This window comes from Caenibacillus caldisaponilyticus, assembly GCF_002003465.1.
Taxonomy (GTDB): domain Bacteria; phylum Bacillota; class Bacilli; order Bacillales; family Sporolactobacillaceae; genus Caenibacillus; species Caenibacillus caldisaponilyticus.
In genome coordinates, this window is record NZ_BDDQ01000028.1 from 33,730 (window position 1) to 46,436 (window position 12,707).

Consider the following 12,707-nt stretch of genomic DNA (forward strand, 5'->3'; position numbering starts at 1 on the left):
CCCGGATGGGGATAAAACCTTTTCCCTTATGAGTCAAAAAAACGGCGGCGTCTTCCCCGCCGCTTGGACATGCCAAAACCATTTGACTGAAGAAACGAGGATTCAGAATGGAACACTTTCAAATGTATATTGCCGAATACGGTTATTTGGCCATCTATTTCTTCCTTGTCATGGGCATCATCGGCATTCCCGCGCCCGAAGAGTCCCTGATGGTTTTCGTCGGCATTGCCGCATCCAACGGAACGCTCCGATTTTCCGACGCCCTTCTGGCGTCGTTTCTCGGCGTGATCAGCGGCATGTTGTTCGCCTATACCGTCGGCTATTGGGTCGGAAAGCCGGTGCTGAACCGGGTCGGGCCTTGGATCGGCTTGACGCCAAAGCGGTGGCAAAAGGCCTCGAGCACCTTCTCCCGGCATGCCATATGGGCGATCGCGGTCGGGTATTTCCTCCCGGGCATCCGACAGATTAACCCTTATATGGCCGGAATCAGCCGCATGCGCTTGATCCCGTATGCCGCCGCTGCTCTGTGCGGCGCAGCGGTTTGGACGACCGCATTTCTTTCCCTCGGATATTTTGTGGGGAACAAGATCGAGCGATTGCTTGCGCTCACCCCAGCCCATGTCGCCGTCGGCTTGTCGCTTCTCGCCTTCCTCTTTCTCATCGGGTTCATCGCGCAAGCCCTCTTGTTCCGCCAGCAAGCGGATTGACCGACGGATTTCCACAAGCGGTCTAGCGGCATAAAAACGCGGGAAAAGCGAACCGTAGCGGTTCGCTTTTTTAATACAAATTGCTCGTCATCGACATTTTCTTCGCATATTTTTTGATCTTGCTGACGAACCCGCGTTTTTTCGTGATGGCATCCGTCATGCTGTTGATATAAACGCCTTCCGCCACATTGGCCATCAGAAAATTGTAAAGGCTCCGCGTCGAATACATCTGCATTTCACTGAAGTAGCGGTCCACCTCGCGCTCCCATTTGCGCCGCTCCAGATCATCGTTTAAAACCCGCGCCAACTGGGGCTCAATATCGGCATCGCGGCGGATCTCATACACCAAATGTTTTTCTTTTAGGTATTGCAAATTAATATACTCTTGACCGGGCAAAGCCGAATGGATGAAGATCAACAGCCGCTTGCGCAACGCCTCGCTGACGGTTACGCCGCCCGGCTTCGTAATGATGGCATCGGCCCGATCATACAGCTCGTTCATTTTTTCCCGAGACGAAATATAGGGCAACGGTTCGATGCGCGGATGGCCTTTCGCCTTCAAGTCGTTGAACAATCGTTCGTTTTTGCCGCACAACACGATATAATGGAACCCATGATCGCGGTCGGATCGTTGGAGCTGTTCAAGCAAGCCGTGGATGTCCCCAAGCCCGCTGGAACCGCCGGCGACCAGCACGGTCTTCACATCATTGGGTTCCGTCCTGCGCCGGGGCGCCAAAAACGTTTCATGAATGGGAATGCCGGTCACAATGATGTTTCGTTCCTTCAAACCGTACTCTTCGACCATTCGCTGCTTGACGTCAAGATTCGGAACGAGATGATAGTCAATGCCTTCCCGTCCCCATATATCATTGATGAAAAAATCGGTATATACATTAATAACAGGGATCCGAACAACGCCGTTGAGTTTCAGCCGGCTCATCAATAGTGACGGAAATCCCTGCGTGCACACAACGGTATCCGGACGCACTTCCTCCAACAGCTTCGTCAACCGGTTGAGAAAATAAAATTCCAATCCCTTAAAGGAACAATGGCGGTGCGATTTCGTGTAGGCAAAATGGTTGTAAACCCAATCATAGGATTGAGGCGTTTGATCGATCCATTTTAAGTATGCCTTGGATACCGCCTTTTCCATTTTTTCACTGCAATAGCTGAGCAGATCAATCTTTTCGCAAGTGACTTTATTCGTCCGCTTTTGAATGATGTCGATCAATGCGTCGGCCACTTTGTGATGGCCGTTAGGCATCTTAAACAACGGTAAAAACAATATTTTCATATTGAATGGCTCCTTTTATTCGCCAATCCGTTCCGCTTCTGTTATTTAATTTTAATTCTAACAACATAACCGAAATGAACCGAGCAGCGGGGCGCCGGCAAACCCCACGCCCCGCGCGGTTCGTCGCATTCCGGTGTTGTGATATGGCAAGCGGCGGTTTGCGGGAGACAGCGGGTGAGCCTTGATTCGACCGATCGGACGAAGGGGCGAAGATCCCCTCCTATCCATGAAAAATGCTTCGGCGGCCGGCTCCCCTGTGTTCGCCACGAGACGTGCCCTCACTTTTTAGGATATGTTCCACTCAGCTTGTCCAATAGCCGTTAAGACCATTTTATACGAAAACTTCAGGAAAAAGACGGGGGCCATATACTTACCCATATGTTATTTTAACATAAAAGCGGGCAAACGGACAGTTGTTTCAAGCCGCCCTGAAGCCGCAAAAAAATATCCCTTGTATGTAGGAGATAGTGGAATTAAAATAATGATAGTTTATATGATTAGAAGTTTTGTCCATTTCCGCGGCAAAACGTGGATACGGAAGAACCGTTTCAAGAGTACAGCCGGCTCGGAGCGAACGGCCAAAGCGTCGGCCCGTCCGCAGCGAAGAAGCCGGCCCTCCCTGTATTAAAAACCAGAAATGGCGGCGTTTCTGCTTACGGATTCGTCCCATTTTCTTGGAGGTCTCGACCGATGAATACGATCTGGCAAAGCCTTCGTCGCTTTTTGAAAAGTCAATATTTTACCTTTTCCACCATTTTAACGGTTAAAGCCGTTCTCATCCACATGTTTTTGTTCCACGACTTTTTTTTTAATCAAGGCTTTTTTGCTGGAAGGATGCTACATCTTTCTCATTCTTGGCCTGATCGAATTGCTCCCCCAGAGATTTAAAAGCGCCGGTTATTTTATTGCCGACGTCATCATGACGACGTTGTTTGCCAGCATCATTTTGTACGTCGCCTACTTTAACACGGTGCCGACCTACTTCGCCCTGTTTCAGCTCGGCCAAGTGTCGGCCATCAGCGACAGCGTCATTTCGCTGCTCAATCCCTTGTATTTGTTAATGTATTTGGACATCGCCATCCTGCTCGTTTTCAAATGGTCCAAAAAGCTGCCGTTCCCGACGCCCAAGGTCGATAAAAGATGGGTGCGGACATCGGTGACGGTGGCCGTCATCATGGCGTTCGGCATTTTCGTTTACTACAAAGGCGTCGACATCGCCAACCCGGTTCTCGCCGCCGAAAATAAAGGCATTTTGAATTATGAGCTGCTGAACATATACAAAAACCCGTCGGCGACGGTCAAACCGTTGGATCCGAACTTAACCCCGGCAGAAATCAATGAAAAAATCGCAAAGATTAAAGGCAACACCATCATACCGGATCATAAGAAGGCCATGTTCGGAGCGGCCAAAGGGCGCAACGTCATCATCGTTCAAGGCGAGTCGTTCCAAAACTTTCTCATCGGATTGAAGGTCAACGGCCAGGAAGTCACTCCTAATCTCAATCGATTGATCAAGCACAGCCTGTACTTCCCGCACGTCTTCCAACAGGTCGGACCGGGCAACACGTCGGACGCCGAATTCATCATGAATACTTCGTTGTTTCCGCAATCGTACAGCGCGACATCGATCGCCGTCGGCAATCGCCACTTCTATGCCTTGCCGCGGTTGTTAAGCGATGAAGGTTATGAAACGATGACCTTTCACGCCGATGAATTGAAATTTTGGAACCGCGATGAGCTTTATCCCGCGCTCGGCTTTGACCATTTTTATGAACAACCGCTGTACGGCAATAAAGATATCGTCGGCCTCGGCCCTTCGGACGACGTCCTTTATTCAAAGGGCATCGACATTTTGAAAAAAAGCAAACAGCCGTTTTACGCGATGTTCATCAGCATGTCGAGCCATCACCCTTATAAAATCCCCGAGGACAAACAAGGGCTCGATCTGCCCAAACGCTACGAAGGCACCATCGTCGGGGACTACTTGCAAGCCCAGCACTATACGGATGCCGCGCTCGGCCGTTTCATCGACAAGTTGAAAGCCGCAGGGCTTTGGAAAAACAGCATTTTCCTGTTCTACGGCGATCACTTCGGACTCGACAACGACATGTTGAACCGCAATGAAAGAGCATTGATGCAAGAGCTGCTCGGCCACCCCTATACGGACGTTGACCGTTACAACATCCCCTTTATCGTCACCATACCGGGGGTGACGCACGGGGAAGAACGGAATATCATCGGGGGGCAGTTGGATTTTCTGCCGACATTGACCAACCTGCTCGGGATCCCAATCGAAAACCGGCTTGTTCACTTCGGCCAAGACTTGTTGAATACGGACAGCAACACCATCGGCATGCGCTACTATATGCCGAAAGGCTCATTTATCAATGAACACATCATCTTCCAACCGAATAAAAATTTTGACGACGGCACCGCCTATAATATATGGACGGGCGAACCGGTGAAAGATTATAAAAATTACCGCGTCGACTATGAACGCGTGATCGAGTTGGAAAACCTTTCGGACGCTTATATTTTATCTTTGCCGCATCAAATCAATGCAAATAAAATGCCGTAATCCAATAAGCGCAAAGGGACAACCTTCAAGGTTGTCCCTTTTTGCGCTGGAGATTTACCGGTTGGCCCCGCTTTTGCCGGGAGAAAGATATGGCTCTTCAGTGCACCGGTTGGCCGGCGCTTGATCCTCATGCCTTTCTCCCATTTGGACGGCAGGTCTTGGCTTTCTTACCCTTAAGCCGGCTGGAACGTTTTACAATCGGTTTCCCGACTGTTTTTTGCTTCTTTGCCGACGTGGCTCACCACATAAATGGTGTCCGCGCCGCATAGATTGCCTTCTTCCCAAAAGAAACAGTTCCTCACTTCGCATAAAACGTCTTTCGCCACTCGTTCATCATCCTCTCAAGCAAAGCTGTGTGTGGCGAGTTTATTTTTCCCCGACTTGAAGGGGAGAATTACTCAATATGACGGGTATCAAGATTTCCCATCCTTGTCCACCAGAGCTGCTTCGTCCATGAGGCGGAGATCTTCAGGTGCCGAACCGGTCACGTGGATGCCATCCGCCGTGTGACATGTCGGCGCATGGAAATCGCGCGCAAACGTCCCCCTATCGCGATCGCTGCCCCGCTCAATGTCCCACGAACCGCTTTTGATAAAGGACGATCAAGGTGTCCAATTCCCGGCTTTGTCTGACGGTTTCCCCGTTTTTAATCCCCCTTACGGCCGCCACCTTCACCATTTCGTCTCTCTTCTTGGCGATGAACCGCATTAAATCGGCTTCGCTGATGGACTCCAGATTCAGCATACTCTCCCTAACCCCTTACTCTTTTTTCATGTTCTAAAAAATACCTGCCAACTATTATGCAAAGTGTTCGGACAAAATTCAATTGTTTTGACAAAACATGTGTTAAACCAACAATTTTTCTAAAGATCTATGGCGGCTCGACGAAATCCGAACGGCCGCCCCCGATCGTTATTAAAAATCCCCCGCAACCGGTCGAAAAATAGGCAAAGCGCGCGAAAAAACCGGACCGATCGTCCGGCTCACGCAGGGCATGACCAATCGTAAGGCTTGGCTTCATCAATGATCATGCGCTTCGTCTTTGATCTCGCGGCGCATGCCGGCAATCGCTTGCTCACGCCGCTCGTTTTTGGCGAGGATCGCTTCCCGTTCCTTGCCTGATAAATCTTCGTTCTGCAACGTTTTATGGGCTTCTTCCAAATTTTCGATCGTGTTTTGCACCATTTCCTGGAGTTTCTCGACATTATCGCTGCGATCATCAGGCTTCGGCCGATAATCCGGCATCATCATTCCTCCTCGTAGGCCGTCTCAAACGGACGGCGATCATTTCACCCTTATTATTGAAGAGGGCTTCTCCCTTTATGCATGAACGCAGTCCGTTCTTGGTCCACGCCGTCAGCCGCCTTCGAAAAAGCGATGAATTTCGCGAATCACGACATCCGCATCCTCCGCCTTCAGATCATAATAAAGCGGCAAGCGGACGAGCCGTTCGCTTTCGCTTGTCGTATAGCGGTCGATCCCGTGAAAACGTGCCCAGCGCTGGCCCGCCTCGGAGCGGTGAAGGGGAATATAGTGGAAAGCCGCGGTGATCCCCCGTTTTTTGAGAAAAGCGATCATACGGTCGCGTTCGTTTCGATCGCGGACCTTGACGTAAAACATGTGCGCGTTGTGGGAACAATGAGGCGGAGGCGCGGGCAACTCCAAGCGTCCGGCTTCCGAAAGCGGCTTCAGTCCGTTGTAATAACGCCGCCAGATGGACAGGCGTTTTTGCTGGATCGCTTCGGCCTTCTCAAACTGGGCATATAAATAGGCCGCATTCAATTCACTCGGCAGAAAAGACGACCCGATGTCGACCCACGTATATTTATCCACTTCGCCCAATAAAAAACGGCGGCGATTCGTGCCTTTTTCCCGGATGATTTCCGCGCGTTCGCACAGAGCGGGGTCGTTGATCAAAAGCGCTCCGCCCTCGCCGGATGTCAAGTTTTTCGTTTCGTGAAAACTGTAACAGCCCAAATGTCCGATGGAACCGAGCGGCCGGCCTTTATAGGCGCTCATCATCCCTTGCGCGGCGTCCTCGACGACGAACAAGCCGTATTTTTCCGCCAAAGCCAAGATGGCATCCATTTCGCAAGCCACACCCGCATAGTGGACGACGACAATGCCCTTCGTCCTCGGCGTGATCGCCCGTTCCACGGCGCGTTCATCCATGTTCATCGTATCCGGGCGGATGTCGACAAAAACGACGGTCGCCCCCCGCAGCAAAAACGCATTAGCCGTGGATGAGAACGTATAAGAAGGCATGATGACTTCATCACCGGGCTTGACGTCCAAGAGCACCGCACACATTTCCAGGGCGTGCGTGCAGGAAGGCGTGAGGAGCGCCCGCCGGCAACCGGTATGGCGCTCGAGCCACTCTTGGCATTTTTGCGTGAACCACCCGTCGCCGCACAATTTTCGATTTTCGATGGCTTTCCGGAGATAATCGACTTCGCTGCCGGTCACTGGCGGTAAGTTAAACGGAATCATTTACTCCATTCCTCCTATCCGGATTGGCTGGACAACGCAAGCCCGGCCACGACCAGCGCAAGACCCGCAAGCTTCGGCCACGTGACCGCTTCGTGAAACAAAACCGCCGACAAAAACAGCACGGCGACATATGAAAGGCTCATGAAAGGATAGGCGTAGCTCAACTGAAACTTCGTCATGGCGAGCATCCAAAAGAGCGAAGCGGCAAAGGCGGCCGCCAATCCCGACAGCACAAAGGGATCCATCAGCGCTTTGAACAGAAACGCAATCTTATCCAAGCCGCCGTTTCCCGCTTCCCCAAGCCGGTTGACGCGCCACTTTAAAGCCAATTGGCCGTAAACGGTCAAGGCGATCGTCGCCAATATGTACAGATAGCCCATTCCATCCCCCTCCTTCATGGCCGAAGAATCGTTCGATTTTGGTCTTGGTACCTATCCGTTTTGGAACCTGAAATCTGTTGGTATTGCAGCCCATCGCCCGGGCAAATTCGCTGGCTCGAAGTCGCTTGATCGATCGGTCCATCCGGCGGATTGAAAAGATGATAGATGTCGCGGGGATTACGAAAAGAAAAACCGAGCGATCGATAAAGGTTCACGACGGCGGCATTGGCCGCGGACACCGAACTCACCAATTCGGCATGGCCTTCCTCAAAAAGCGTCTGGCAAACGGCGCTCCAAAAAAATTTGGCGAGCCCGCGCCCTTGAAAGCTCGGAACAACGGCATGCAGGGCGAGTTTGTTCCCCTGACATCCGAAAAATCCGGCCGCTTCCCCTTTAAACCAAAGCCCGTACAACCGGCCGCTTGCGGCGATCTCCCGCACCCAGGCGGCATAGCGGGCGTCCGCTTTGGCCGGATCGATGTGAAAGTCGCGATGAAAGCGGTCGTATTGAAAAACGCCTTGACACATGGCGGCGGCTCGTTCGGGATCGAATCCCGGCTCGGCCGCGACGCGCGCATCAAACACCGGGCGAAACTTCTCCTTGGCGCAATAAGGCTCAATCAGCGTGTCGCAGTAGTAAAACCCGTACTGATGCAAAAGGCCCTTCGGCGTCAAAGGATCGACGCGCAGGGTGAAATGGCCGGGCATGGCGCGAATCGTTTGGAAAAGCGATTCGGATGCCTTCGTGATTTCATAGGTGGCAAAGCCGAAAACGCGTCGGTCCCAAGGCGTTTCGACCAAGCCGTCGAGCGCGGACGTCCTCCCGGTCATCGGCCAACCTCCTTTGCGATGCCGCTTTTTCTCCCGCGCAATCCGTCTGCGGCGGGCCGGTCGTCGCCCCTTGTGCCGAGCCGCCGCCGAATGATGAATTCGCTACAACTTCGTATGCGCTGTTCATGCAAGGCGAGCCGTGGAGAGGAAGCGAGCGCCGCCGGCGTCATCGCCGTTAAGGCGCGGGCGCGCCCCGCCGCGCTCCCGCCATCGCATGGGGATTCCGCGTCAGCTCCATCGGTCCCGCCGCCCTGTCCGTCCTAAAAATCTCCATAAAGCCTACGGTTTGGCGAACCACATAAAGCGGCCGCCTTTTCACTTCATCGAAAATTTTCCCGATATAAAGGCCGAGGATGCCGAGGTTTGTAAACAAGAGCCCAAAAAAAAAGGTCAACGATACCATGACGCTCGTCCAGCCCGCCACCGGCTGATAAAGGCAGAAGTACTTATAAATGAGATAAAGGCCATAGATGAGTGAAGCCGTCGCGGTGACAAAACCGAAGGCGATGGACAACCGGAGCGGTTTATCGGACTGGCTGACGATGCTGTCAACCGCAAAGTTGACGAGCTTCGGCAAACTGTAACTGGATCGGCCGTGGCCGCGCGGATCATGAACGACATCGACCGCCGCCCATCGGAAGCCAAGCCATTTTAAAAACAGGGGATAAGACCGGCTCCGCTCCCGCATTTTCAACAGTTCGTCGGCGACTTGACGGGAACAAAGGCTGAAATTCGCGATCGCGGGATCGAAACGGCCGTCGGTCATGCCCGCATACACCCGGTAAAACAGCCGCGACCCCCATCGTTTCAGCCAATGATCCCGGCGCACGGCGCGGCGGGCAAAAACGATGTCATACCCTTCCTTCGCCTTTTCCCACAAACGCTGAATGTCCTCGGGGCGGTCCTGAAGGTCGCCGTCCATGACGACAATCCAGTCCCCTGATGCCGCGTCGATTCCCGCCGTAATCGCGATGTGTTGGCCGAAATTGCGGGAGAGCCGGATGCCCTTTACCCGCTTGTCACCGGCCGCCAGCGATCCGATGGTCGTCCACGAATCGTCCGGGCTGCCGTCGTTGACATATAAAATTTCATAGTTGTCGGTCAAACGGGCGAGCACAGCCCTTAACCGCCGGTTTAATTCGGGAAGGCATTCCCCGCATTTGTAAACGGGGATGACCACCGACAGCAATGGTTGTTCCGTTCGGTTCATCTCCAATCCTCCTTTGCTCGCTTTGACCAAATGGCCAAGGCGGCTTCGCCGTCACTCCGCCCGAGCATCGGCGCGGGGCTCGAACGGGGCCTCCCAATATGGGTAAATGTGTTTGCGCTTGGCAATGTCCAAGAGATACCGGCCGTATTCATTGTTTTTATATTTGGACGCCGAAACGAGCAATTGTTCTTTGGATATCGCCCCTAGATAATAAGCAATCTCCTCAAGGCAAGCGACTTTAAAGCCTTGGTGAAGTTCGATCGTCTTCATAAACTCCGCCGCTTCGTGCAGCGCTTGATGCGTGCCGACATCCATCCAGACGAAGCCTCTGCCCAGCAGCTCGACCGACAGCTTTCCCTTTTGCATATAAATCCGGTTTAAGTCGGTGATCTCCAATTCGCCGCGCGCTGATTTCTCCAAAGTTTTGGCGTACCGCACGGCGTGCCGGTCATAAAAATACAAACCGGTGACGGCAAAATCCGAGCGCGGCTTTTTCGGCTTTTCTTCCAAAGACAGGACGCGCTTTTGCTCATCAAAGCGGACGACGCCGAATCGTTCGGGATCCTTCACGCGGCAGCCGAAAATGACCGCCCCGTCGAGACGGCGGATGGCCTGTCTTAACAACGTCGTCAATCCTTGGCCATAAAAGAGATTATCGCCGAGAATCAAGGCGACCGGCTCGCCGTTGATGAACGATTCGCTGATGAGCAGCGCCTCGGCAATCCCGTTCGGTTTTTCCTGCTCAGCGTATTGGAGCCGGATGCCGAATGCGCGGCCGTCGCCGAGCAGTTTTTCAAAGCGCGGACGGTCTTCGGGCGTCGTGATCAAAAGAATGTCGCGGATGCCCGCCAGCATTAAGACCGACAGCGGATAATAGATCATCGGCTTCTGGTAAACGGGCAACAAATGTTTATTGTTTGCCAAGGTAAGAGGATACAGCCTCGTGCCTTTCCCTCCGGCGAGAACGATGCCTTTCATGATTGCCCCCTACTCTCCAAACGCTTCCATTTCATTCATTAACATGCGCGATTTGGAAAGTTTTTATCCGCTTTGAATGTTTTGGCTGCGCTTGGTTGCCTCCGCCGCGTTTAGCCGAAGCGAAGGATAAGCCTCCGTTTTTCCAATAAAGATCGTAAGGCTCATGGCCCGGGGAAACTTTGATTGGCGCTTGCAAGAAATCGCGGGCAAGAGGGGTGCGGATTGGCTTCCCGCCGCGGAGAGAAGTCCACTCATTAATAAGTGTACGGGCATAGAAATATATATAGGACAGACAGTCAAACCGCGAACGGGAGGGGATGGGAACAGTGGACGGAATCGCCGCTTTTGTTCTCGGGCTGTTGCAAGGAATCACCGAATTTTTGCCGATTTCAAGCACCGGGCATCTGTATTTGGGGCGACATTTTTTTGGATTGGATGAGGCGGGGCTGTTTTTGGACACGATGCTTCATTTCGGAACGTTGATCGCCATCATCGTCTTCTATAAAGAGGAGTGGCTGGCCATCCTGCGCCGGCCGTTCGGCCGAAAGTCGCTCCTTATCATCGTCGCCACCATCCCGGCTATTGTTTTCGGTTTTTTATTTAAGGACTTTTTTGACGGGCTCTCGAAAACGGGACAAACGATCGGTTGGGAATTTTTATTCACCGGCGGGCTGCTTTGGCTCTCGGAAAGCGTGAAGGAAGGGCATCGAAAAATCGATGATCTGACCGCATGGGATGCCCTCTTTATCGGTTGCTTTCAAGCCACGGCGATCTTTCCTGCGGTTTCGCGTTCCGGTGCGACCCTCGCGGCCAGTTTGTTGAGAAAAGTCGACCGCGATACCGCCGCGTATTTTTCCTTTTTGATCTCGACGCCTGCGGTCGCGGGCGCGCTCGTCCTTCAAGCGCGCGAACTTTTCCGGGGGACCGTCGAACAGATCACCCCCATTCCTCTTTTGATCGCGACGTTATCGTCCGCCTTGTTCGGCTACCTCGCGATCCAATGGATGATCGACTTCGTAAAAAGGCATTCCTTAAGAATTTTTGCCGTTTATGTATGGGTATTGGGTGCGGCGGTGCTCATCTTGCAGTGGACAGGCGTTTTTTAAAACGACGCGGGAAAGCGATGCACGCTGGCGCCAACGTCTTCAAGGCACCGCGGCGGAAGGAGGAAGGGCATGGGGAATATACGGCTGACGTTGCAAGTCGCCGCGACATTTGTGGGAACGGTCGTCGGCGCCGGTTTTGCGACGGGAAGGGAAATCGTTCAATTTTTTACGCAATACGGCGCTTGGGGAACGAACGGCATTGTGGTCAGCGGCATCCTGTTCATCTTTGCCGGTTCCAAACTGATGATCACGGCGCAAAACATCGGGGCCCGATCGTATAAAGACTTGAACGTGTTCCTTTTCGGTCCGGTATTCGGGGCCGTGATGAACGGCCTCGTCTTATTCGTCTTGTTCGGTTCGTCGGCCGTCATGCTTTCGGGAGCCGGCGCCGTCTTTCATGAACAACTCGGTTGGCCGTGGCAAGCGGGGCTCTTTCTCACGACCGTTTTATGTTTTCTCGCGCTCTTAAACGGTTTGAAAGGCGTCATGGCGGTCAACGCCTTCGTCGTGCCGGTGATGATCGTTTTTACGTTATTTGCGGCGGGCGTGCAATGGACCGCCTCCCACGACAACGCCCTCACGCCGCCCTTTCCCTTTCACAGCGGCCGCTTATCCTGGCTCATCAGCGCGCTGTCGTACGCCTCCTTCAATCTTTTTGCCGCCCAGGCGGTACTCGTCCCGCTCGGGCACGACATCCGCGACAAACAGGCCATCAAAAACGGAGGCCGGCTCGGCGGCCTCCTCCTTATGGTTTTACTATTGGTCAGCCATTGGACTTTAAGCGGCCATCCGGACACGGTGTTTTTCCAAATCCCAATGGCCGAAGTGATCCGAACGTTCGGAATGGGGATTCATCTTTTGTTTCTCGCCGTCATCTTCGGGGAAATTTTCACGACCTTGATCGGCAATATTTATGGCGTCAAGCGCTACTTGGCGCAACGCTTTTCCATCCGGGAACCGGTGCTGACCGCGTTGTTGTTGGGGCTGATTTATCCCATCAGCCAATTCGGTTACGGCCCGCTTTTATCGAACCTCTACCCTTTGTTCGGCTATCTCAGCCTCGTGTTTCTCCTCTTTGTCCTGTTGAAAAAATCCGGTCCTTGAGGGCGACACGATCACTTAGCAAGCATTGGG

The 12,707-nt window shown here is 52.9% G+C and carries 13 protein-coding genes; 4 read left to right on the forward strand and 9 right to left on the reverse strand.

What is annotated here, in order from left to right:
- Positions 1–107: 107 nt before the first annotated feature.
- Positions 108–707 carry a DedA family protein gene (locus tag CCB157_RS09130; protein ID WP_077615597.1) on the forward strand — a complete coding sequence of 200 codons (600 nt, stop codon included), beginning with the start codon at positions 108–110 and terminating at the stop codon, positions 705–707.
- A 70-nt stretch (positions 708–777) separates the two neighbouring features.
- Here the strand turns inward: CCB157_RS09130 and CCB157_RS09135 are convergent, their stop codons facing one another.
- Positions 778–2,001: an MGDG synthase family glycosyltransferase gene (locus CCB157_RS09135; protein WP_077615598.1), complete on the reverse strand. Its 1,224-nt coding sequence runs from the start codon at positions 1,999–2,001 to the stop codon at positions 778–780.
- A gap of 823 nt (positions 2,002–2,824) precedes the next feature.
- Between CCB157_RS09135 and CCB157_RS09140 the strand changes: the two genes are divergently transcribed.
- Positions 2,825–4,579, forward strand: a complete 1,755-nt coding sequence (locus tag CCB157_RS09140; RefSeq protein ID WP_077615599.1) for an LTA synthase family protein — start codon at positions 2,825–2,827, stop codon at positions 4,577–4,579.
- 173 nt (positions 4,580–4,752) lie between these two features.
- On the opposite strand, the gene CCB157_RS09145 is transcribed toward CCB157_RS09140, so the two are convergent.
- The 8 genes from CCB157_RS09145 to rfbA all read right to left on the reverse strand — a co-directional run bounded on the left by CCB157_RS09145 (position 4,753) and on the right by rfbA (position 10,467).
- Positions 4,753–4,905 (reverse strand): DUF1540 domain-containing protein, encoded by a 153-nt coding sequence (locus CCB157_RS09145; RefSeq protein WP_077615600.1) that lies wholly within the window; start codon positions 4,903–4,905, stop codon positions 4,753–4,755.
- A 241-nt stretch (positions 4,906–5,146) separates the two neighbouring features.
- On the reverse strand, positions 5,147–5,323 hold the full coding sequence (locus tag CCB157_RS09150) for an aspartyl-phosphate phosphatase Spo0E family protein (RefSeq protein ID WP_077615601.1): 177 nt from the start codon (positions 5,321–5,323) through the stop codon (positions 5,147–5,149).
- Between the two features lie 276 nt (positions 5,324–5,599).
- Positions 5,600–5,824, reverse strand: a complete 225-nt coding sequence (gene tlp, locus CCB157_RS09155) for a small acid-soluble spore protein Tlp (RefSeq protein WP_077615602.1) — start codon at positions 5,822–5,824, stop codon at positions 5,600–5,602.
- A gap of 111 nt (positions 5,825–5,935) precedes the next feature.
- Positions 5,936–7,069 (reverse strand): dTDP-4-amino-4,6-dideoxygalactose transaminase, encoded by a 1,134-nt coding sequence (gene rffA / locus CCB157_RS09160; protein ID WP_077615603.1) that lies wholly within the window; start codon positions 7,067–7,069, stop codon positions 5,936–5,938.
- Between the two features lie 14 nt (positions 7,070–7,083).
- Positions 7,084–7,449, reverse strand: coding sequence for an EamA family transporter (locus CCB157_RS09165; RefSeq protein WP_077615604.1), 366 nt, complete (start codon positions 7,447–7,449; stop codon positions 7,084–7,086).
- 14 nt (positions 7,450–7,463) lie between these two features.
- Entirely contained in the window at positions 7,464–8,279 is an 816-nt protein-coding gene (locus CCB157_RS09170) for a GNAT family N-acetyltransferase (protein WP_077615605.1), read from the reverse strand.
- A 175-nt stretch (positions 8,280–8,454) separates the two neighbouring features.
- A complete protein-coding gene (locus CCB157_RS09175; protein ID WP_077615606.1) occupies positions 8,455–9,489 on the reverse strand; it encodes a glycosyltransferase family 2 protein in 1,035 nt (344 codons plus the stop codon).
- 51 nt (positions 9,490–9,540) lie between these two features.
- Entirely contained in the window at positions 9,541–10,467 is a 927-nt protein-coding gene (gene rfbA / locus CCB157_RS09180) for a glucose-1-phosphate thymidylyltransferase RfbA (protein WP_077615607.1), read from the reverse strand.
- 326 nt (positions 10,468–10,793) lie between these two features.
- On the opposite strand from rfbA, the gene CCB157_RS09185 reads away from it, so the two are divergent.
- Complete coding sequence (locus tag CCB157_RS09185; RefSeq protein WP_193432281.1) at positions 10,794–11,573, forward strand: undecaprenyl-diphosphate phosphatase; 780 nt, start codon at positions 10,794–10,796, stop codon at positions 11,571–11,573.
- 69 nt (positions 11,574–11,642) lie between these two features.
- Positions 11,643–12,677, forward strand: a complete 1,035-nt coding sequence (locus tag CCB157_RS09190) for a YkvI family membrane protein (RefSeq protein ID WP_077615609.1) — start codon at positions 11,643–11,645, stop codon at positions 12,675–12,677.
- The last annotated feature ends 30 nt before the right edge of the window (positions 12,678–12,707 follow it).

Bases quoted from the DNA above. Each gene is read 5' to 3' on its own strand.
- CCB157_RS09130 (WP_077615597.1), top strand. From the start codon at position 108: ATGGAACACTTTCAAATGTATATTGCCGAATACGGTTATTTGGCCATC.
- CCB157_RS09135 (WP_077615598.1), bottom strand. From the start codon at position 2,001: ATGAAAATATTGTTTTTACCGTTGTTTAAGATGCCTAACGGCCATCAC.
- CCB157_RS09150 (WP_077615601.1), bottom strand. From the start codon at position 5,323: ATGCTGAATCTGGAGTCCATCAGCGAAGCCGATTTAATGCGGTTCATC.
- tlp (WP_077615602.1), bottom strand. From the start codon at position 5,824: ATGCCGGATTATCGGCCGAAGCCTGATGATCGCAGCGATAATGTCGAG.
- rffA (WP_077615603.1), bottom strand. From the start codon at position 7,069: ATGATTCCGTTTAACTTACCGCCAGTGACCGGCAGCGAAGTCGATTAT.
- CCB157_RS09165 (WP_077615604.1), bottom strand. From the start codon at position 7,449: ATGGGCTATCTGTACATATTGGCGACGATCGCCTTGACCGTTTACGGC.
- CCB157_RS09170 (WP_077615605.1), bottom strand. From the start codon at position 8,279: ATGACCGGGAGGACGTCCGCGCTCGACGGCTTGGTCGAAACGCCTTGG.
- CCB157_RS09175 (WP_077615606.1), bottom strand. From the start codon at position 9,489: ATGAACCGAACGGAACAACCATTGCTGTCGGTGGTCATCCCCGTTTAC.
- rfbA (WP_077615607.1), bottom strand. From the start codon at position 10,467: ATGAAAGGCATCGTTCTCGCCGGAGGGAAAGGCACGAGGCTGTATCCT.
- CCB157_RS09190 (WP_077615609.1), top strand. From the start codon at position 11,643: ATGGGGAATATACGGCTGACGTTGCAAGTCGCCGCGACATTTGTGGGA.